The sequence below is a fragment of the Delftia sp. WSY_16 genome (assembly GCF_043104415.1).
In the GTDB taxonomy this organism is placed as follows: Bacteria; Pseudomonadota; Gammaproteobacteria; order Burkholderiales; family Burkholderiaceae_C; genus Comamonas; species Comamonas tsuruhatensis.
Genome location: NZ_JBICKS010000040.1, coordinates 1 through 21,193 on the forward strand (window position 1 = coordinate 1; position 21,193 = coordinate 21,193).

The window sequence follows — 21,193 nt, forward strand, 5'->3', positions numbered from 1 at the left end:
TGATGCCCCCCGGGTTGGATGTGGCGGTGTAGGTGACGGCTGCACCCCCCGTGAAGGCGGGCGCGGTAAAGCTCACCGTGGCCTGGGCATTGCCGGCCGTGGCCGTGCCGATGGTGGGCGTACCGGGGGCGACGGCGTTCACGACAAAGCTCTGCGCGACCTGGGGTGCGGCGCCGATGGCGGCATCGCCGGCCTGGTCGGCTGCAACGGTGCAGGTGCCTGCGGTCACGAAGGTCAGTGCGCCTGTCGGAGTGACGGTACACACGCCCATGGTGGACGAGGCGAAGGTCACCGGATAGCTGGCCCCTGCGCTGGAGCTGGCCGCCAGTGTCGGCGTGGTGCCGAAGTTCTGGGCGCCGGGATTGGCGAAGGTAATGGTCTGCGTGCCCTTGGGGATGACGGTATTGGTCGTGGCTGCTGCGCTGGTCAGGCCGGCGCCGTTGGTGGCCGTGACGTTGAAGCTGTAGCTGATGCCATTGGTCAGGCCGGGCACGGTGATGGTGCAGGCTGTCGGCCCCGTGCAGTATCCGGTCTGGCCTCCGCCCCCGCTGGCCACTGCGTTATAGGTGGAGATGGCCGAACCGCCGTTGCTGGCCGGGGCAGCGAATGTGATGGAGGCCTGGGCATTGCCGGCCGTGGCCGTGGCACCCGTGGGAGCACCGGGGGCCACCGGAACGGCGACCGTGTGAGTCCCGCCGCTGTTGAAGGACGCAGGCGGCCCGTTGCCCACGCTGTCGGCGATGTTGGTGCTGCCGTTCAGGTTGATCTTGATGGTGCCGGTGCCCGTGATGCCCGAAACGTTGACGTTGACGGAGCTGCCCGTGCTGGCCGAGACACTGGATATGGTGCCTGAAGCCGTGCCCGTACCGATCAGGGTGAAGTCGTCGGTGGAGATGTTGGTGACTGGCTTATTGAAGGTTGCCGTGAACGCCACGCTGGCATCGCCCGGGGCTGGCGAGCCGCTGACGGCGATGCTGCTGACGGTGGGGATCAGGGTGTCCACGGTGGCGTTGGCGGTGCTTGCCGTGGTGGTGATGTTGCCGGCGTTATCCGCGGCGCTGATGCTCGCATTGAGGTTGTTTCCTGCAACGCCAGCCTGGAGCGGGTGGGTGGCTGTCCAGATCCCGGCGGCGTTGGTGGCCGGTATGGCCACCGGGCCGTTGAAGGCGGACAGGTTGATGGACACTGCACTGATGGTGTCAGTGTTGTTGTCGCCCGCAGCAGTGTTGTTCCACTGGGCGGTCACGGTGTCACCGGCCTTGAAGGCGCCGCCCACGCCGGACGCTCCCGACAGGGCGATGTTGCCAGGGGTGACGACAGGAGCAATGGTGTCTACCGTGGCATTGTTCGTGCCTGCCGTTGTTGCGGGACCATTGCTGTTGCTTGCCGTGACGGATACGTTGCGATTCGTGGCATCGATGGCGCCAGCCGACAGCAAATGGGTCGCTGTCCAGATGCCTGCAGAATTGAGAGCCGCCACCGAAGCGCCGCCACCGAACTGGGACAAATCGAAGTTGACGCCTGTGATCGGTGTGGCGTTGTAGTCTCCGCTGGCAGTGTTGTTCCAGCGTGCCGTGACGGTGTCACCTATCTTGAACGCTCCGCCTGTTCCCGTGGCTCCTGTCAGGCTTATGTGGTCAATGGAGATGCGTGGCGAGTTCTGCGCCCCTGCGATCGTGAAGCCGCGGAATTCGAAGTCGGCGAACTTGTTTGCCGGGCAGGCGCCACCGTCCCCGCCGCAATCCACATAGAGCTTGAAGCCTTTGAGTTTCTTGCCACTGAAATCGGCAAGCTGGGTTGCCGTGAAGGTGAACGCTTCTCCTGGCGTGGCGCTGCCGTTGATGGTGCTGGACGTGACCGTGCCACCGGATGCCAGCATCCCCACGATACGCACGTTGGTGAACTGGCTGACGGCACCATATTCACCGGCTGACAGGCCCGTCAGCTCGAACTTTGTGGTGTTGATATCGTCCGCTCTGAGATAGAAGTAGGTGCCGGTCGCAGTCCCTCCGTTCTGGATGTAGGCGGCGAAGGGCGCAGCTGAATATATTTGCAGTCCCAGTTGTGTATGTGTGCTGTCCCAGGCGGAGACGCGAAAATCCGTCTGGACTAGATCGAGGCTGTTGACGCTGAAGCTGGAGAAAGACTTTGGTCCGTCACTGGCCAGCAGCACGCCCGAGAAATCAGCCAGAGCCTTGTCCGAAAACGCCAGCTGTGTATCGACGTGGCCGCGCCGCACCTCCAGCTGCCAATCTCCACCCTGGGCCAGGTTGCCTGTGGCATTGCTGGACGCCGCCACGTCCAGCTGCGTTGCATGCTGCACGATGTCCAGCAGTTGCTCGCCTTCGGGCGTGGCTGCGAGATCGCAGCCGTAGAACAGCAGGTCACCGCCGGGACGCACGGCATTGCGCAGTGCGGCCAGCGATTCGATCTCGCCCTTGACGCTTTCGGCCGTGATGCGGCTGCTGCCCAGCAGCAGCACGCCGGCCTCGGCATGCGAGACCACGTGGATGGCTGACAGATTTTTGAACGAAGCCAGGGCCTGGACCAACTGGGGCAGGCCGGGGCGCGAGGCATCGATCTCCACCATCTGCACGCCGGGCTTGAGCGCACGCTGCAGCACGGCCCGGTCCTGCACGGCAGAGTCCACGATCACCAGTTCGCTGACGGGCGACGCCACGACGATCTCCAGCTCTCCCGGGGGGCGAGGCCGCAGGTCGCGCGCCGGCGCGGCACTGCGGGACAGGGGCAGGGCGGTCTGCTCGCCATAGTCCTGGGGCGATCTCAGGTACGAGCGCAGGTACGAGCCCGCTGCCGGGCCTGCGGAACCCAGCAGGCCCAGCGGAAGCAGTGCGGCGGAGAAGCCGCCAAGGAATGTGGTGCCTATCATGGTGTTCCTCTCTGTGTTTCGGTGTCCGTCGCGGACGCTCTCTTGCTGGCGATGATGTGGGCCGAGGTGCCGGTGGTGTCCTGCCAGAAGTCCATGGCCTGGTACCTGGCAAACAGGTCGGGCGGCAGGATGCTGCGGCGCGGCTTGAAGGCCACCTTCCGGCGCACGTCGTGCAGGCCCTTGACGCCCAGTTGCAGGTCGAACTCGCTTTCGGAGTACTCGACGGCATTGAAGTCGTGGGCGAAGGCCTCTTCGCCGAGAAATTGGTAGATGAGTTCCACCGTGCGCCGGGGGTGCTGGGTGAGCAGGTCGTAGTCCACGATCAGCAGGCGCTCGGAAAACTCGCCGTAGTAGGCTTCCTTGAGCGCGGTCCATGCGCTGCCCACGGCACCGGCCACATGGATGAGCGACTCGCAGCGGCTGTACACCGTCTGGCGCGAGGCCGCGTTGAACATGCGGCTGTAGTCGAAGGGGTTCCTGCGGTAGATGGTCTCGAAGCTGTCCATGACCCATGCCGGATTGCGCACGCAGCACACCATCCTGAAGTCGGGCACCAGTTCCACGAGCTGGTGCATGCGTGCCGTCCACTGGCGGTTGGTGTCGAAGAGGACGGGCTGCTGCTGGCCGGCATAGTAGGCATCGACGATGGCCCGGCAGATGGCCTTGCGCCGGGCCTCGTCGAAGAAGGCGTGGGATTCGCTGCCGGCGCCCATCTGCTCGAGGGCGCCGTTGACCAGCCCCGCCACGGGACTGCTCATCGCGGCGTGAAAGCGCGGGTTCTGCCGCAGGATGCCCGCGAGCAGCGTGGAGCCCGAGCGCGGCAGGCCAGAGATGAAATGCAGTGTGCGTGGCATGGGCTGCGGCACGTCAGTTACGTGAGGGGAAGACGCCTTGCAACGCAATGCAGAAGTTCAGCACGAGAAAGGGCTGGCGATTCTCATGCGCGGTGTTGCCTCCGGCCGGAGTCAGCATGTTGGGAGCCATGGCGGCGCTGGGCGTGCCGTTGGTTCGCATGTACCGCACGACCCCAGTACCCCCCCGACCGTCGAACGTCAGGTAGGACGTGCTGTCAGGCGCTGCCTGGGTGCCTGGATTGTTCAGCCCGGTCAGCAAATGGTTGTGCTGGGGCATTTCAGTGGTCAGCAGCGTGACGGAATCAGTGCCTTCCGTGGAGCCGATGTTCCAGGACTGCTGCGGGTCGGCTCCGGTGACGACATGGCCTATCAGATTGGGCAGGCCGAAGGTTGTGGTTCCGTTGCCGCCATAGAAGGTTCCGATGATGGAAAACAATGCGGGGTTGGACTGGATGGCCAGCAACTGGCCATTGCACAGCGCCCAGTTCTTGGGGGCGAAGTTGAACGGAAATTGGCGAATTTCGCCGATGAAAGCGTCCATTGTGCTGTCCTAGTTCCTGGAGGGGTAGATGCCGTAGAGCGCAATGATGTAATTCATCGCCATGCTGGGCATGATGTTGTCGTGCGGTTGGCTGTTGCCTGCGACCGTGACCGATGCGGGTGCCATGGTCTGTGGGTTGGCCCCTGCCACCGGCTGTGGCGCATAGAAGAGATCGGACCCGTTTTGTGCAGGCACCAGCCCTGTGGCCTGTGCTGCGGTAGCCAGGGAGGTGCTGGCGACAAGACCGTGGGAATGGGTGGGGATCTGGTTTGTCGTGAGCGAGACCTGTGCCACTCCGAACTGCTGACCCACGGCGCGACTGGTCAGCCCCGGGCCTGCTCCCTGCCCCACGGGCACGCGGGATCGAAGGTCCGGCAGCTTGAAGGTGGTTTGCCCGTCTCCTCCGTAGATCGTTCCCAGCAGCGAGTACAGGGCGTCGTATTCAGAGATGTTGAGCGTCGCGCCATCGCACAGGTGCCAGCCTGCGGGTGCAAAACTGCCTGCGAACAGGCGGATCTCTCCAAGGTAATAGTCCATTGCGTATTCCTGTGGGCGCGTGTCAGTTGCGCGAAGGGTAGATGCCGGTCAGCGCGATGCACGGTGTCAGCACCAGCGAGGGTTGGCAGTTCTCGTGCGGCTGATTGCCGCCGGTGTTGGAGACGCTGGCCGGCGCGATCGGCTGCTGGCCAGCGGTGCCTGGTGCATAGAAATTGGTGGGGGCGCTGGTGGCCACGAGCGTGGCCGTGGCCATGCTGTTGTTGCTGAACGCGGGCGCATCCCCGCTGTCCGTGCTTGCCATGACGAAGTGGGTGTGCTGGGGAAGATTGTTGGCGACCAAGGTGACGCTTTCCACGCCACCGGGCAAGCCTTGCTGCAAGCCGCCGCCCGTGTGCCGTGCGACCCGGCCACGAAGATCGGGAAGCGCGAAGGTAGTGCTGCCGTTTCCGCCGAATTGCGTACCCAGCAGCGAGAACAGTGCCTGGTTCTGGTTGATGGCCAGAATCTGTCCGGCGCACATCGCCCATCCCTTGGGAGGCCAGCCATAGGGATACAAGCGGATTTCTCCAATGAAGTTTTCCATGGAAGCGTTGCCTTTCTGTTATCGCTTTGTGGGGGTGCAGGAGGGGTATGAAGGTGTTCAGGCGGCAGGCGGATGCCAGGCCATGCCCAGTTGAACGGCATCGATGCCCGATGACGCGAAGCCCAGCCGGGCGTACAGCCTTTGCGCGCCGTGGTTGGCTGCATCGACGCTCAGCGTGACCCGGCGGCCCAGCACGGCGGCACTGCCTTGCACCCAGCGCAGCAGAGCCGCGCCGTATCCTTGTCCGCGTACGGCAGGCGTGATCACGATGTCCACGATGTGCAGGTCCGCTCCGTTGTCATGCACCGTCAGTGCGCCTATGGGCACGCCCCTTTCCTGCACGATGAGGCGGGGTGCGCCGGCAAAGCGGCGCTGGTAGTCGGCCTGCTGGAAGTCGTACTGCTGGTCCAGCAGCTGGGCGAGGGCGGCCCCGGGCAGTGGCAGGGATTGCAGGTGCGGGCGCGCGGAGAGAAACAGTGCGCGCTGGAAGTTGCGGTCTTCGGGTTCAGCGGGACGGGTGAACAGGCCGGGGGGGCGCAGCGCTTCAAGCAGCATGCAGGGCCTCCGCATCCATCAGGGGTTGTGCGCACTGCAGCAGCTGTGCGTGCAGCGGGCCCAGGCGCGCTTCGATATCCTGGCGATCGCTTGCGCCAAAGACGGCTGCCTTGTCCTGCCCATCAGGCGAGAAGCGTTGGTCCAGCGCCTTGGCATGCTGGCTGAGGCGCACGGCGATGCGCTGGCGTGCGGCCTCGCTCGCATGAAGGCCGAAGCGCCGGGCTATCTGCTCCATGGCCCCGGCACCCAGCTGGCTGTAGTGCAGCACAGGAACGCCCTGGCTTTCGTGCAGGCCCCGCATCTGCTCCATCAGTGCCTGCAGCACGCGCATGCGATGGTCGAGCATAGAGACAAAGGGTTGGCTGCTCCTGCCGCAACAGAACACCGGACTGGCGCCAGCCAGCGACGGGTCGCCTGACATGTGCCGGCCGGCCTGCCTGTGGTGCGAGGCCAGGATCTCCACAGGATCGCGCACCAGCATCAGGCTGGGCACCTCGGGGTAGAGGTCCTGCAGTAGCTCCCACTGGAAGATGTCCCAGGCATTCCACTTGACCACAAGGTCATGGCGCCCAGGCACGGCGACGGTGATTGCCGACACCAGACCGGCAATGCCCTCGCGCTTTTGCGCACGGTCCAGCGAGGTGTCCAGCAGCAACTCGGTGAACACCGGCGGCTCCGACAGAACCAGCGTGCTGTCCAGCTCGGAAAGGCTGCCCGAGACCAGGGTGGAGCCGCAGCGCGAGAGGTGGAAGATGAAGCCGGCAGGCCGATGGCCCCAGCGCCTGGGAGCGCTGGCTGCGCACAGCTCGGCCAGCGGCGTGCGTGGCCGGATGAACTGATTCAGCAGCCTGCGCTGCAGGCAGCGGCTGATGTACTCGTCATGGAACGGCTCGGTGGCAGGACCGTCCGGCAGGCACCACTGGATGCTGCGCGTGCGTGCCTCATACCTGTGTGGAAGCCAGCCACCGGCCAGCAGCGCGGTGGCTGGCACGGCAGCCTCCTTGCTCAACTGCTCCAGAGTCTGGATGAGCCGGGCATCGCCCCAGCCGTGAAGACGCCACAGCAGCCGCAACTGGGCGAGCACCGATTCCACACTTCCAGCCCGCTCAAACAAGGCCTGCTGCGACGGGCTTGCGATCAGTGCGGCAAAAGCGACCTGCAGCTCATGCATAGGCCTGCCCCTTGCCGATGCGGTCGGCCAGCCAGGCGTTGGCAATGCAGTCGATGACCAGATGGGTGCGGTCCTGCGTGCTCTGGTTCAGCACTTCATGCGTGGCGTCGGCATTGAAGTACCAGAGCTCTCCTGGGGCCATGGGGATCTCCAGGCCTTCCACGATGAATCGCACATCGGGGTGTGTGTAGACGGGCACGTGCAGTCGCGCCTGGCCATGCTCCAGGCTCAAGCCATGGTCGCGATGGGGCTTGATGGATGAGCAGGCCTTCAGCTGCATCAGGCGCACGGAGCGCAGCGGGCATTGCAACTGGTCCAGCACCTCGCGCATCGCCGGGCTGTGCTGCAGCGAGGGCAGATCGTCCCATTCTTCGTCAGGCGCCTCGATGGAGAAGCTCTGAAGAAGGGGGTGGGCCGCCACATGCTGGCGCTGGCAGCGCAGCGGCACCACGCGCCATGCACCTTCGTAGCCGCGGTGGTTCACATGGTCACACCAGTGTGAGGACAGCAGCGCATCGACCTCGTCCCGCAGTCCCTGCAGCCGTACCTCGGCCTCCAGCCGGGCAAACAAGGGTGCGTCGGCGCATGCGTCGGCAGGTGTGCAAGACGGAATGGCCCTGGCATTCATTGCAGTGCCTTGGCCAGCGGCAGGGGTGAGTTCACCAGCGGCACCACGCCACATGCTGCCGGGCCTGGTTCGGCCGCCTGCTCCATCTGCAGCAGCGCCTGTATGCGCGAGACGCAGGCAGCGATGCTGAGCTGGTGCGTGGCCAAGGCCAGGTCCGGAGCCGGGGGGGCCTCGTAAGGAGAGTCGATGCCGGTGAACTGGCGCAGCTCGCCGCGGCGCGCTTTCCTGTACAGGCCCTTGGGGTCGCGCTGCTCGGCGACGGACAGGGGGACATCCACGAAGATCTCGAAGAAGTCGCCCTTGTCGAACAAGGCCCGTGCAGCATCGCGCTCGGCCCGGAAAGGGGAGATGAAGGCGGCGATCACGATGGTTCCCGCATCCACGAACAGCCGTGCGACCTCTGAAACCCTGCGGATGTTCTCTGCACGGTCTTCGTTGGAGAAGCCCAGATCGCGGTTCAGGCCCTGGCGGATGTTGTCGCCATCAAGCACATAGGTGCGTCTGCCGGCGGCATGCAGGCGGGCCTGCAGCGCATTCGCGATTGTCGATTTGCCAGATCCGGAAAGACCGGTGAGCCATATGGCGCATGCCCTGTGTCCATGCAGATTTTCCCTGTCTTGCCTTGTAATGCAAAACGGTTGTGCATGTACGTCGGGCGGTGGGGTATGGCCGGAAAATGGCATGGCTTGGATGGGAAAGCGGGAAAACGAAAGACGGGTCAATCGGACAGGGCGAATATCTACGAATTGTTAAGAAATTTCAAGAAAAATTACTGACGGCACCATTCGCTGCTTCGCAATGCGAACGCATCCGTCTCCCCTGGGAAATACGTGTCGTAGCGTCCTGTCAGGGGAGTGGGGAGTGTCAATAGCCATTGGCGATGGTTGTTGGCTATTTATTTGTCTCAAGAAGGTGTTTTCAATAGCTTTTCCTGAAAACGTTTATCGACTATTCTCGCAAATGAGATTCTTGTTGAAATGATTTTTCATTTTCATTAATACCATTTGCTCCAATGAATATCGCTGAAATGAGAGGAAGCCGCGATCATAGGAGACGCACGGAAAGTGGTATATCACTGGAAATAGGTATTTGTATGGGACGCTCCGTTGCCGGCATCAAGTTCATATCGGCTGCCGAGCGTTCCTGCGCGTGCACGGGCCCGCAGCCCTTTTTCCGTCCGGCGCCGGCAGGTCACGTGTGATGGAGGTTGGAAGCAGGACCGCTGCGTGTATTTCGCCCGAACGGGCTGCAGGCGGCGCAGGCGGCAAATGACGGGTCCCGGCTGCGACCCGAAGCAATGGCAGAGGCCGGCCCTGCCTGCGAGCCGTTGCGCGACAGAGGGCTGGCAGCGCTCCTACCGGCAGGACGCAGGGGGGTATGCCCGCGGCAGCATGAAAAAAGCCCCTGGCTCTTGCGAACCAGGGGCTTCCTGTTTGGTGCCGGAGAAAGGAATCGAACCCTCGACCTTCTCATTACGAATGAGCTGCTCTACCAACTGAGCTACACCGGCGACAGAAAAAAATTATAACGGCAAATTCATGCCTCGGAATGGTATTGCGTCACTTTTTCGACTTCGTTCTTCGAGCCGAGGATGACGCTCACACGTTCGTGCAGCTGCGTGGGCTGGATGTCGAGGATGCGCTGCTTGCCGTTGGTGGCGGCGCCGCCGGCCTGCTCGACCAGCCAGGCCATGGGGTTGGCTTCATACATCAGGCGCAGCTTGCCGGGCTTGTTGGGCTCGCGGCGGTCCCAGGGGTACATGAAGATGCCGCCGCGGGTCATGATGCGGTGCACGTCGGCCACCATGGAGGCGATCCAGCGCATGTTGAAGTCCTTGCCGCGCGGGCCTTCCACGCCGGCCAGGCATTCGTCCACGTAGCGCTTGACGGGGGTGTCCCAGTGGCGCATGTTGGACATGTTGATGGCGAATTCCTTGGTGTCCTCGGGGATGCGGATGTTTTCCTGCACCAGCACGAAGGAGCCTTGCTCGCGGTCCAGCGTGAACATGGAGACGCCGTCGCCCACGGTCAGCACCAGGGTGGTCTGCGGGCCGTAGATGCAGTAGCCGGCGGCGACCTGCTGGGTGCCGGGCTGCATGAAGTCCTGCTCGGTCACGCCGGGGTGGCCTTCGGGCTTCTTGAGCACGCTGAAGATGGTGCCGATGGAGACGTTGACGTCGATGTTGGACGAGCCGTCCAGCGGATCGAACATCAGCAGGTACTCGCCGTGCGGGTAGCGGTTGGGCACCAGGTAGATGCCTTCCATTTCCTCGGAGGCCATGGCCGCCAGGTGGCCGCCCCATTCGTTGGCCTCGATCAGCACCTCGTTGGCGATGATGTCCAGCTTCTTCTGGACTTCGCCCTGCACGTTCTCGCTGCCGGCCGTGCCCAGCACGTCGCCGATGGCGCCCTTGTTGACGGATTGGCTGATGCGCTTGCAGGCGCGTGCCACGACTTCCAGCAGCAGGCGCAGCTGGCCGGGGATGAGGCCGTCCACGCGTTGCTGCTCGACCAGGTAGCGGGTCAGGCTGACGTTTTTCTTCATGGGTTCAACTCCTAAAAATCCGGGAGCAGATGCGGCATGGCGTATGCATCTGCTGATGAACAGCATTTCAGTGATTCCTGGCTTGCAGCATAAAACCGGCGCTGCTCAAGCCGGGGACACCGAGGAAGAGCCGCCTCGCACCGAGGGTGTCGTCCCCCTGCAAGGGGGAAGGCGCGAAGCGACTCAGGGGGTGGCTCGTCAATCCGCGAGGGCGCGCGTGACGACTTCACGCACGTCGTTGCTGAGTTCGGCGCGAGCCGCCACGCGGGCGATGGCTTCACGTGCAGCCGTGCGGTAGGGCTCGGCCAGCTTGCTCCAGCGGTCCAGGGCACGCGCCAGGCGGGCGGCGACCTGGGGGTTGATGGCGTCCAGCTCGATGACGCGCTCGCTCCAGAACACGTAGCCCGCCGCGTCGGCGCGGTGGAAGGCGCCGGGATTGGCGCTGCAGTAGCTGAAGATCAGGCTGCGCGCGCGGTTGGGGTTCTTGATCTGGAAGTCGGGGTGCTTCATCAGCTGCTTGACGGCCGGCAGCACGTTGCCGCCACGGTCGCAGGCGCCGCCCTGCAGCGCGAACCACTTGTCCAGGACCAGTGCATCGTGCTGGAACAGCTTGTGGAAACGTGCCAGGGCCTGGGCGGCCAGCGGGTGGCCGCTTTGCACCAGTGCCGTCAGGGCGCTCATGCGGTCGGTCATGTTGCCTGCGTCCTTGAAGCGCTGCAGCGCCTTGCCGGGCCAGACCGTGTCGCCCGAGGCGCGCGCGGCCAGGCACAGCATGGACAGTGCCATGCCGGACAGGGCGCGGCGGCCGGAGCTGACGGGGTCGGGGCGGTAGGCGCCGGTGTCGCTGTGCTCCTGCCATGCCTGCTGCCAGTCGGCCTGCAGTTCGGTGGCCAGTTGCTGGCGCATGGCTTCGCGCACGGCGTGCACGCGCTGCGGATCGACCACGGCCAGCTGCTCGGCAATGTAGCTTTCGCCGGGCAGGGTCAGCATCAGTTCCTTGAAGGCCGCATCCAGCTGCGGATGGCGCAGCACGCCGCGCATGGCCTCGACGAAGGAGGCCGGCAGCAGGGCAGCAGCGATCTGGCCGCTGGCGTCTGCCGTGATGGAGGTGTCGCCAATGGCCTGCAGCGCGATGCGCAGGCCCAGGCGCTGGCCGGCTTCCCAGCGGTTGAAGGCATCCCTGTCATGGGCCAGCAGGGTCAGCAAGGCGGCATCGCTGTCGCTGTGCTGCAGCACCACGGGGGCGCTGAAGCCGCGCAGCAGCGAGGGCACGGGCTCCTGGTCCACGTCGGTGAAGACGAAGCTGTGGCTGGGTTCGGACAGCACCAGCAGGCGGCTGTCGCCGGCTGCCTGCGCATCTTCGCCCTGCAGGCGCAGGGTCAGCGCGCGGCCGTCCTGGCCCAGCAGGCCCATCTGCACGGGGATGACGAAGGGCAGCTTCTCGGCCTGGCCGGGCGTGGGCGCGCAGCTTTGGCTCAGGGTCAGCGTGTAGGTGCGGGCGGCGGCGTCATAGCTGCCTTCGGCGCGCAGCTGGGGCGTGCCGGCCTGGCTGTACCAGCGCTTGAACTGGTCCAGGCGCCGGGCCAGTTCGCTGTCGGGGTTGGCGTCGGCCATGGCCTGGGCGAAGTCGTCGCAGGTCACTGCGTGGCCGTCATGGCGCTCGAAATACAGCTTCATGCCCTTGGCGAAGCCTTCGCGGCCCACCAGGTTGTGCTGCATGCGCACGACCTCGGCACCTTTTTCGTAGATGGTGACGGTGTAGAAGTTGTTGATCTCGATGTAGCTGTCGGGCCGCACCGGGTGGGCCATGGGGCCTGCATCCTCGGGGAACTGGGCGGTGCGCAGCACGCGCACGTCCTCGATGCGCTTGACGGCGCGCGCCGAGGGGCTGCCCGCCATGTCCATGCTGAATTCCTGGTCGCGGAAGACGGTCAGGCCTTCCTTGAGCGACAGCTGGAACCAGTCGCGGCAGGTGACGCGGTTGCCGGTCCAGTTGTGGAAGTACTCGTGGCCGACGACGGACTCGATGTTGGCGTAGTCGGTGTCGGTGGCCGTGGACTGGCTGGCCAGGACGTACTTGGTATTGAAGACGTTCAGGCCCTTGTTCTCCATGGCGCCCATGTTGAAGTCGCTGGTGGCGACGATCATGAAGCGGTCCAGGTCCAGCGACAGGCCGAAGCGGGCCTCGTCCCAGGCCACGCTGGCCATGAGGGAGTTCATGGCGTGCTCGGTCTTCTCCAGGTCGCCGGGGCGCACGAAGACCTGCAGCAGGTGGTCGCGGCCCGCGCGGCTCTTGATCTTTTGCTCGCGCGCAACCAGGTTGCCGGCCACCAGGGCGAACAGGTAGCTGGGCTTGCGGTGCGGATCGGCCCACTTGGCGAAGTGGCGGCCGTCTTCCAGCGCGCCTTGCTCGACCAGGTTGCCGTTGGACAGCAGCACCGGGTACGCGGTCTTGTCGGCGCGCAGCGTCACGGTATACATGGCCATCACGTCGGGACGGTCCAGGAAATAGGTGATGCGGCGGAAACCCTCGGCCTCGCACTGGGTGAAGAACGTGCCCTGGCTCACATACAGGCCCATGAGCTTGGTGTTCTTGGCGGGCGCGCAGGTGGTGAAGATTTCCAGATCGACGGGGTCGCCGCCCTCGGGCAGGTTCTCCAGCACGAGCTGGTCGCCGTCCATCTTGAACGAGGTGCCGCCGCCGTTGACCAGCACGCGCGCAAGGTTCAGTTCATCGCCGTCCAGGCGCAGCGGCTGCGCCGGCACCTCGGTGTTGCGGCGCACGCGCATCTTGTTGAGCACGCGGGTCTTGGCCGGATCGAGATCGAAGGTCAGGTCCACGGTGTCGATCCACCAGGCAGGAGCCTGGTAGTCGGCGCGGTGGATGGCGGTGGCAGGGGCCTGCCCGTCACGCAGTTGCAGCATACAGATTCCTTCCTATGCCAATATCAGGGGACAGAGTCCAAGCCCCTGTGCGGCGGGTGCCGCCCAGGGGCTTGGAACTCAGAGGCCTTGCTTGAGCGAGGCTTCGATGAAAGCGTCGAGGTCGCCGTCCAGCACCTTCTGGGTGGCCGAGATTTCGACGTTGGTGCGCAAATCCTTGATGCGGCTGTTGTCCAGCACGTACGAGCGGATCTGGTGGCCCCAGCCCACATCGGTCTTGGTGTCCTCCAGCTTTTGCTGCTCCACCATGCGCTTTTGCATCTCGTGCTCGTAGAGCTTGGAGCGCAGGCGCTGCCATGCGACGTCGCGGTTGCTGTGCTGGCTGCGGCCATCCTGGCATTGCACGACGATGCCGGTCGGGATGTGCGTCAGGCGCACGGCCGAATCGGTCTTGTTGATGTGCTGGCCGCCGGCGCCCGATGCGCGGTAGGTGTCGGTGCGCACGTCCGAGGGGTTGATCTCGATCTGGATCGAGTCGTCGATCTCGGGATAGACGAACAGCGAGGCAAAGCTGGTGTGGCGGCCGCCCGAGCTGTCGAAGGGCGACTTGCGCACCAGGCGGTGCACGCCGGTTTCGGTGCGCAGCAGGCCGTAGGCGTACTCGCCTTCGATGTGGATGGTCGCGCTCTTGATGCCGGCGATGTCGCCCGGCGTTTCTTCCTCGACCGTAGCCTTGAAGCCCTTGCGTTCGGCGTACTTCAGGTACTGGCGCAGCAGCATGCCGGCCCAGTCGCAGGCTTCGGTGCCGCCGGCGCCGGCCTGGATGTCCACGAAGCAGTTCAGCGGATCGGCTTCCTTGCCGAACATGCGGCGGAATTCCAGTTCCTCGATCAGGGGCTGCAGCTTGGCGGTCTCGCCCTCGATGGTGAGCAGGCCGGTCTCATCGCCTTCTTCCTTGCTCATCTCGAACAGCTCGGCGTTGTCGGCCAGCTCGGTGGTGAGCTTTTGCAGCGTCAGCACGACGCCGTCGAGCAGCTTCTTTTCCTTGCCCAGTTCCTGGGCCTTCTTGGGGTCGTTCCAGACGCTGGGATCTTCCAGCGAGGCATTTACCGTGCGCAGTCGTTCATACTTTGCATCGTAGTCAAAGATACCTCCGTAGATCTGCCGTCCGCTGCGACAGATCTTCGAGGGTGTTGCCGATGAGGTTGATGCGTTCTGCTTCCATGATGTGTTCCGTCTTCTGATGAATGTGTTCTTGGCTGAATCGCCGATTTTCTCATGCTGGGGCACCGTGCCGGGCCAAGCGCCTGTCGCGCGGGGCTGCGGGAGGGCTGCAGACTGGCGAGGGCTTTCAAAACAAGGGCTTGCAGCGGTCGATCATGGCAGATTTGAAGGGCTTGGCCATGGCAGGGGCGTGATCCGCCTGCGAGGCGCCCGGAAAAAAGGCCCGGCCAGCAGGAGCTGGTCGGGCCTTGGCCGGTGTGTCCGCCCCCGGCGGGGCGGGCGAAAACCTGGTTCAGAAGGTTTCCCAATCGTCGTCGGAGGCCGTGCTGGCCGCCTTGGCCTTGGCCCTTGCAGGTGCGGTCACGGCAGGCCGGGCCGGCTGCGCCGGCTGGGCCGGGCGCGCGGCGCCTGCCGGAGCAGGGGTTGCACCGGCTGCACCGGCCGCACCAGTTGCAGAAGGCAGGGCGGCCGATGCGCGTGCGGGCACAGCGCCTTTGGGAGCGGCAGGCGCCAGATGCGGACGGGGCGCCGCCGGTGTTTGGCGGGGCGCTGCCACGGCGGCGGCGTGGTTGACACCGCGGCTGCTGCCCAGCATGCCGGTGGACGGCGAGAGCTTGAACACGCTCACCACCTCGGCCAGAGCCTTGGCCTGGGCCTGCAGGGCGCCGGTGGCCGCCGCCGATTCCTCGACCAGGGCCGCGTTCTGCTGGGTCATCTGGTCCATCTGCGTGACGGCCTGGTTGACCTGCTCGATACCGGCCGTCTGCTCATGGCTGGCGGCCGAGATCTCGCCCATGATGTCGGTCACGCGGCGCACGCTGGCCACGATCTCCTCCATGGTCTTGCCGGCCGAATCGACCTGGGCGCTGCCTTCCTCGACCTTGCCCACCGAGTCGTCGATCAGCTGCTTGATCTCCTTGGCGGCGGCGGCCGAGCGCTGGGCCAGGGTGCGCACTTCCGAGGCGACGACGGCAAAGCCCCGGCCCTGGTCGCCGGCGCGGGCCGCCTCCACGGCGGCATTCAGCGCCAGGATGTTGGTCTGGAAGGCGATGGAGTCGATGACGCCGATGATGTCCACGATCTTGCGCGAGGCATCGTTGATGGCGGACATGGTCTGCACCACCTGGGCCACGGCCGTTCCGCCGCGCACGGCGACCTGGGACGCGGCGGCGGCCAACTGGTTGGCCTGCTGGGCGTTGGCGCCGTTTTGCTTGACGGTGGAGGTCAGCTCCTCCATGGAGGCGGCGGTCTGCTCCAGCGAGCTGGCCTGCTCCTCGGTGCGGGCCGACAGGTCCTGGTTGCCCGATGCGATCTGGCCGCTGGCCGTGGCGATGGAGTCCGTGCCCTGGCGCACCTGGCCCACGATGCGTTGCAGGCTTTCGTTCATGTGCTGCAGGGCCAGCAGCAGCTGGCCGGTCTCGTCCTTGCCATGCACCTCGATGCGGCTGCCCAGGTCGCCTGCGGCCACGGCCTGCGCCAGGCTCACGGCCTGCTGCAGGGGGCGCGCCACGCTGCGGGCGATCAGCAGGGCCATGGCCAGGCCGAAGACCACGGCGCCCACCAGCAGGGCGATCACCCACCAGCGCGCAGCCGTGAAGATGTCGTCACCGGCCTGGTTGGCATCTTCGATGCCCTGGGCGTTGAGCTTGATCAGTTCATCGAGCTTGCTGTTGATGGCGCGGCTGGTCTTGACCGAATCGCCGCGCAGCAGCTCGGAGGCCTCGTCGGTGCGCAGGGCGTGGGACAGGTCCACGATCTTTGCCGTGTGCTGCGCGTACTGGCCCAGGTCGTCCTTGATGCCGGCCATCAGCTCGCGCTCGCGAGCCGTATTGGCATAGCGCTCGAAGGCCTGCTGGTTCTTCAGCAGCTCGGACCACAGCGCGGGCATGTTCTTGTCGTAGACGGCCATCTCTTCCATGGAGGTGGCCAGCACATGCTGCATGGTCTGCGAGCGGTAGCGCTGCAGCTGGTAGCGCATCTCCAGGAGCACGCGCTCGGCAGGCATCCAGTGGTGGGCCAGGTCGGTGGCGGTCTGGTTGACGCGGTCCAGCTGGACCACGGAGAACAGGCCCAGGCCTGCGGTCAGCAGCAGCAGGGCGATGAAGGAGGCCAGCAGCTTGGGGGCCAGCTTCAGATTGCGGAAAAACATCATGGTGGGGGAGTGCCGTATGGCGAAGAGCGGAAGCGGATGAGCGGCTGGGGCTGGGAGTCGGCGGAAACGGTGGCGATCTGTGGCGATCAGCGGGGCCGACACTCAGCCGCCGCCATGCCGCAGATATCGGTCACTTGCCGGCGAGGCTTAGGGAAAAATAGGTCCAGTCCGAATATTTATTGCGGATTGTTACTTTTGCCGGCCAAGGTCTCCGCGCGCATGGCCTGGTCCGCTCACATGCCCGTTCACATGTCCGCTCACACGTCCGCTCACACGTCCGTCGCCAGGCCAGCCTGCGCGCTCGATGCCTGCAGCCACCGTTCCAGATCAGCGGCCGGCAGCGGGCGAGAAAACAGATAGCCCTGTGCCACCGGATAGCCCTGTTCGCGCAGGATGGTGTTCTGCGCTGCCGTCTCCACGCCCTCGGCCACCACGGTCAGGTGCAGGCTGCGGCCTATGCCCAGGATGGCGTTGCTCAGCGCCTGCGCGGCCTCGTCGTGCTCCAGGTCGGCGACGAAGCTGCGGTCCAGCTTGAGTTCGCTGACCGGCAGGCGCCGCAGGTAGCTGAGGCTGGAGTAGCCCGTGCCGAAGTCGTCCATGGACAGGCGCACGCCCTGGGAATGCACGGCCTGCAGCGTGCGCATGGTGCCCGGGTTGGTGTCCAGCAGCAGGCTTTCGGTGATCTCCAGCGTGAGGTCCTGCGGCTTGAGCGCGTTGTGCTCCAGCGTGTCGGCAATCATGCGCGGCAGGTCCAGGTTGTGAAAGCTGGTGGGCGAGAGGTTGACCGACATGGCCGGCACGTCGATGCCCCGGCTGCGCCACTCGCCCAGCTGGCGGCAGGCCTCGCGCAGTGCCCAGGTGCCCAGCTCGCCGATCAGGCCGCATTCCTCGGCCAGCGGAATGAAGCGTGCGGGCGAGATCTCGCCGAATTCCGCATGGCTCCAGCGCGCCAGGGCCTCCACGCCGTAGAGGCGCCCGTCCTTCAGGTCGAGCTGGGGCTGGTAGTGCAGTCGCAGGCCGCCGCTGCGCAGGGCATCGCGCAGCGCCGTCTCCAGCACCAGGCGCTCCTGGGCCAGGCGGTTCATCTCGGGGCTGAAGAAGCTGTAGAGCCCGCGCCCGCCGGATTTGGCCTGGTACATGGCCATGTCGGCGCGGTGCAGCAGGGTCTCCATGTCGCGCCCGTCGGCGGGAAACACGGCAATGCCGCAACTGGCCGTGCTGGCCAGGGACACGTCGTCGATCATGCAGGGCTCGCCAAGTGCCGACTGCAGCCGCTCTATCACCTCGGCCGCCTGCGCACCGCCGCAGTGTGGCAGCACGATGACGAACTCGTCGCCCGACAGCCGCCCGGCAATGTCACCCGTGCGCAGCTCCGCCTGAATGCGCTGGGCCACGCTGCACAGCAGCCGGTCGCCGGCCGGGTGGCCCAGCGAGTCGTTGACCTGCTTGAAACGGTCCAGGTCGATGAAGACCACGGCCAGCTCGTGGCCCTCGTGCGACGCCACGGACAGCGCCTGCTCGGCCTGGGCCAGCAGCAGGCTGCGGTTGGGCAGGGTGGTCAGCCCGTCGTAGAAGGCCAGCTGCCGGATGCGGCGGCGTGCCTGCTCGCGCTCCAGCGCCAGCGCGCACAGGTCGGTGCAGGCCTCCACCAGCCGCTGGTGGAAGGGATCGGGGCCGGGCCGGTTGAAATGGCGGTAGTAGAAGGCAAAGGTGCCGGCCACGCCGCCCTGCAGCCCGCAGATGGGCGTGGACCAGCAGGCCGTATACCCCAGCGGCAGGATGAGGTGCTTGTAGTCGGCCCACAGCGGGTCGGTGGCGATGTCGCCCACCAGCACGGGCCGGTTGTGAAAGGCCGCCGCGCCGCAGGAGCCGACATTGGGGCCGATGGGCACGCCGTCCAGCGCCGCCGAATAGGAGGCCGGCAGGCTGGGCGCGGCCAGCGGATGCAGGCGGTTCTGGTCATCGACTTCCAGCACCGAGACCGCGATATCGGGCGCAATGCGCTCGACCTCGCGGCACACCAGGTCCAGCACCTCGGTCAGCGGCTGGTCGCGGGCCATGGCCTCCAGGGCGCGCCGCTGCAGCACCTCATGCATCTTGGCTTCGGTAATGTCGGTGATCACCGTCACCGTGGTCTGCAGCCGCCCGTCCGGCCCCATCACGGGATTGGCCTGGGCGCTGACCCAGTAGCGCTCGCCGTCCTTGCCCACCAGGATCTCCTCGCGGTACACGGGCTTGCCCGCGTCCAGCTCGGCACGGTAGGCGGCCGTGAACTCGGGCGAGGCATGGGGCACCAGCAGGGCGATGGGCGCACGGCCCACCACTTCCTCGCTGGTCCAGCCGAACATGCGGCTGAAGCCCGCATTCACATAGCTGATGGTCCAGTTGCCATCGGCGATCACCACGGCAGCATCGGTGGCATCGGCCACCAGGGACAGGCGCCGCATGTGCTCCTGCCGCCGGCGGTCGGCCAGCATGCGGGCCGAGACATCGGTGGCAATGCACAGCACATGGCTGAGGGCGCCGGCCGCATCGAGCACGGGCGCATAGGTGGCCTCCAGCCAGCACGTGCTTCCGTCGCGGCGCCGGTGCTCTCCCACGCGCGAAACCGTCTCGCCCGCGCCCCAGCGCTGGCGCCACTGACCGTAGGCGGCCGGGTCGGCCTGGGCCTGCGTGCACAGATCGCTGTGAAGCAGACCTTCAGCGCCCGTGGCCGGATAGCCGAGGATGGCCTCGTAGTTGGCATTGGCGCGCATCAGCCGGCCTTCGGGCGTGAATTCCGCCAGCGCCATGGCCTTGTCCAGCGTGCTCCACAGCGCCTGTTGTCCTGCCGTGCCTGCTACCCGCGTTTCGAACATGGTTCGCTCTCCTGATGGATGCTGAGCTGATGATTGATTGTTTCTAAATGATACCGATCCGGCGCAGCAGCTGGATGTCAGCCACTCTGGTCGCACTTGCTCCCACTGTTCGCCTTTGGATGGTCCGCCTGATGGCACTCTTAGGCAAGTGATTCCGCTGGTTACAATGATTTGAGAATGATTCTTGTTTGATGGTGACTCCCGCCTTCAAGCCATCGGGTCCTACCATGCCATCCGCCCCAGCCTCCAGCGCCGCCTCCAGCCCCTTGCACCGCGAAATCTCCACCCTCTATGCCGGCCACCATGGCTGGCTGCAGGGCTGGCTGCGCCGCAGGCTGGGCAACGGGGCGGATGCGGCGGACCTGGCGCAGGACACCTTCGTGCGCATCCTGGGCGTGCGCGACCTGGCCGGTGTGCAGGAGCCGCGTGCCTACCTGACCACCGTGGCCAAGGGCGTGCTCGTCAACTGGTACAAGCGCCAGGCGCTGGAGCGCGCCTACCTCGAAGCCCTGGCCGCCTTGCCCGAGCCCGTGGCGCCTTCGCCCGAGCAGCGCGCCCTGGTACTGGAGACCCTGCACGAGATAGACGCCATGCTGGACGCGCTGCCGCCCATCGTGCGGCGCACGTTTTTGCTGTCCCAGCTGGACGGCATGAAGTACGAGGACATCGCGCAGCAGCTGGAGGTCTCGCTCACCAGCGTCAAGCGCTACATGGCCCAGGCGTTTCGCCAATGCCTGGTGGCAATGGCGTGATGGAGACGCCCCTGCAAGCGCGCGTGCTCGACGAGGCCGCCGAATGGCTGATGCGCCTGCACGACAGCGGCGCCACCGACGCCGACCGCGCCGCCTGCGAGCGCTGGCGCCAGGCCGACCCACAGCATGCCCTGGCCTGGGAGCGCGCCGAGCGGCTGCTGGGCAAGTTGGGCGGCCTGCCTGCAGCGCTGGCCATGCCGGCGCTGGACCGGCCACGAAGCCACCGCGCCCAGCGCCGCGCCGCCGTGGCCCGGCTGGCCGCGCTGCTGGCCGTGGCGCCTGCAGGCTGGCTGGTATGGAGTGCGGCGGACCAGCGCGGCTGGGGCGCCGACCTGCGCACCGCCACCGGCGAGCGCCGCACCGAGCATCTGGCCGATGGCAGCCGCCTCCTGCTGGACACGGCCAGCGTGGTGGACATCCGGTTTGATGGCGCACTGCGCCTGCTCACCCTGCGCCAGGGCGCGATTTCCATAGAAACGGCGGCCGATACCGCCACGCCGCACCGCCCCTTTGTCGTGGATACCGCCCATGGCCGGCTGCGCGCCCTGGGCACCCGCTTCACCGTGCGGCAAGAGGGGGGCAGGGCGGACGGCGGCCCCGTGCGCCTGGCCGTGACCGAGGGCGCCGTGGAAGTCACGCTGCGTGGCGCCGCCAGCCCGGCGCTGGTCGTTCAAGCCGGTCAGCAAACGGTATTGCGAGCGGGGGAGGTGACCTCGCCCCAGCCCCTGCAGCCCGAGGCCACGGCCTGGACCCACGGCATGCTGATGGCCGACGCCATGCCGCTGGCCGCGTTCTGCGCCGAACTGTCGCGCTACCGGCCCGGCCTGCTGCAGTGCGCGCCCGAGGTGCGCGCCCTGCGCGTGTCCGGCTCCTTTCCGCTGGGCGATACGGACCGGACGCTGACCATGCTGGCCTCCACCTATCCCGTCGACGTGCAGACGCGCATGCGCGGCTACTGGATCACCGTGGTCGCCAGGAACTAAAAAAATCGAGGCAGGGTGACACTTTTTCGGATCTCGGCTGGCAACGGAGGAAGAGCTTCTTTCTTCACCGCCTCCAA

At 65.9% G+C, this 21,193-nt stretch carries 16 protein-coding genes and 1 tRNA gene; 2 read left to right on the forward strand and 15 right to left on the reverse strand.

The window, feature by feature from the left end:
- From ACF8O7_RS19780 to ACF8O7_RS19850, 15 genes are all read right to left on the reverse strand, one after another.
- The coding region (locus tag ACF8O7_RS19780; protein WP_158528224.1) for a DUF4347 domain-containing protein at window positions 1–2,890 on the reverse strand (2,890 nt) is incomplete at its 3' end.
- On the reverse strand, window positions 2,887–3,744 hold the full coding sequence (locus ACF8O7_RS19785; RefSeq protein ID WP_034364027.1) for a sulfotransferase: 858 nt from the start codon (window positions 3,742–3,744) through the stop codon (window positions 2,887–2,889). The genes ACF8O7_RS19780 and ACF8O7_RS19785, both read right to left, overlap by 4 nt.
- Window positions 3,745–3,757: 13 nt before the next feature.
- Window positions 3,758–4,285, reverse strand: coding sequence for a phage tail protein (locus ACF8O7_RS19790; protein ID WP_034364007.1), 528 nt, complete (start codon window positions 4,283–4,285; stop codon window positions 3,758–3,760).
- A gap of 9 nt (window positions 4,286–4,294) precedes the next feature.
- Window positions 4,295–4,822, reverse strand: coding sequence for a phage tail protein (locus ACF8O7_RS19795; RefSeq protein ID WP_047219765.1), 528 nt, complete (start codon window positions 4,820–4,822; stop codon window positions 4,295–4,297).
- A gap of 22 nt (window positions 4,823–4,844) precedes the next feature.
- Window positions 4,845–5,366, reverse strand: coding sequence for a phage tail protein (locus tag ACF8O7_RS19800; protein WP_034364006.1), 522 nt, complete (start codon window positions 5,364–5,366; stop codon window positions 4,845–4,847).
- Between the two features lie 57 nt (window positions 5,367–5,423).
- Complete coding sequence (locus tag ACF8O7_RS19805; RefSeq protein ID WP_047219766.1) at window positions 5,424–5,921, reverse strand: GNAT family N-acetyltransferase; 498 nt, start codon at window positions 5,919–5,921, stop codon at window positions 5,424–5,426.
- Window positions 5,911–7,092 (reverse strand): hypothetical protein, encoded by a 1,182-nt coding sequence (locus ACF8O7_RS19810; protein WP_034364005.1) that lies wholly within the window; start codon window positions 7,090–7,092, stop codon window positions 5,911–5,913. The genes ACF8O7_RS19805 and ACF8O7_RS19810 overlap by 11 nt, the downstream gene beginning before the upstream one ends.
- Window positions 7,085–7,720 (reverse strand): aspartyl/asparaginyl beta-hydroxylase domain-containing protein, encoded by a 636-nt coding sequence (locus tag ACF8O7_RS19815; protein ID WP_047219767.1) that lies wholly within the window; start codon window positions 7,718–7,720, stop codon window positions 7,085–7,087. Before ACF8O7_RS19815 ends, ACF8O7_RS19810 begins: the two co-directional genes overlap by 8 nt.
- Window positions 7,717–8,403 carry an adenylyl-sulfate kinase gene (gene cysC / locus ACF8O7_RS19820; protein ID WP_016450619.1) on the reverse strand — a complete coding sequence of 229 codons (687 nt, stop codon included), beginning with the start codon at window positions 8,401–8,403 and terminating at the stop codon, window positions 7,717–7,719. Before cysC ends, ACF8O7_RS19815 begins: the two co-directional genes overlap by 4 nt.
- 751 nt (window positions 8,404–9,154) lie before the next feature.
- Window positions 9,155–9,230 (reverse strand) — tRNA-Thr (locus ACF8O7_RS19825).
- A gap of 26 nt (window positions 9,231–9,256) precedes the next feature.
- Entirely contained in the window at window positions 9,257–10,264 is a 1,008-nt protein-coding gene (locus ACF8O7_RS19830) for a class 1 fructose-bisphosphatase (RefSeq protein ID WP_012205101.1), read from the reverse strand.
- A gap of 198 nt (window positions 10,265–10,462) precedes the next feature.
- The gene (gene pepN / locus ACF8O7_RS19835) at window positions 10,463–13,189 is read right to left on the reverse strand and encodes an aminopeptidase N (protein WP_392444066.1); all 2,727 of its coding nucleotides are present in this window, start codon (window positions 13,187–13,189) and stop codon (window positions 10,463–10,465) included.
- Between the two features lie 78 nt (window positions 13,190–13,267).
- A protein-coding gene (prfB, locus tag ACF8O7_RS19840) for a peptide chain release factor 2 (RefSeq protein WP_126312227.1) occupies window positions 13,268–14,372 on the reverse strand; the annotation gives its coding sequence in 2 pieces (ribosomal slippage) (window positions 13,268–14,290 and window positions 14,292–14,372; 1,104 coding nt in all).
- Window positions 14,373–14,663: 291 nt separating this feature from the next.
- On the reverse strand, window positions 14,664–16,523 hold the full coding sequence (locus tag ACF8O7_RS19845; protein ID WP_392444068.1) for a methyl-accepting chemotaxis protein: 1,860 nt from the start codon (window positions 16,521–16,523) through the stop codon (window positions 14,664–14,666).
- Window positions 16,524–16,792: 269 nt separating this feature from the next.
- Window positions 16,793–19,381, reverse strand: coding sequence for a GGDEF and EAL domain-containing protein (locus tag ACF8O7_RS19850; RefSeq protein WP_047219769.1), 2,589 nt, complete (start codon window positions 19,379–19,381; stop codon window positions 16,793–16,795).
- A 227-nt stretch (window positions 19,382–19,608) separates the two neighbouring features.
- Here ACF8O7_RS19850 and ACF8O7_RS19855 point away from each other — a divergent pair, with 227 nt between their 5' ends.
- On the forward strand, window positions 19,609–20,133 hold the full coding sequence (locus tag ACF8O7_RS19855) for a sigma-70 family RNA polymerase sigma factor (protein ID WP_126312225.1): 525 nt from the start codon (window positions 19,609–19,611) through the stop codon (window positions 20,131–20,133).
- Window positions 20,112–21,116, forward strand: coding sequence for a FecR domain-containing protein (locus ACF8O7_RS19860; protein ID WP_392444069.1), 1,005 nt, complete (start codon window positions 20,112–20,114; stop codon window positions 21,114–21,116). Before ACF8O7_RS19855 ends, ACF8O7_RS19860 begins: the two co-directional genes overlap by 22 nt.
- The last annotated feature ends 77 nt before the right edge of the window (window positions 21,117–21,193 follow it).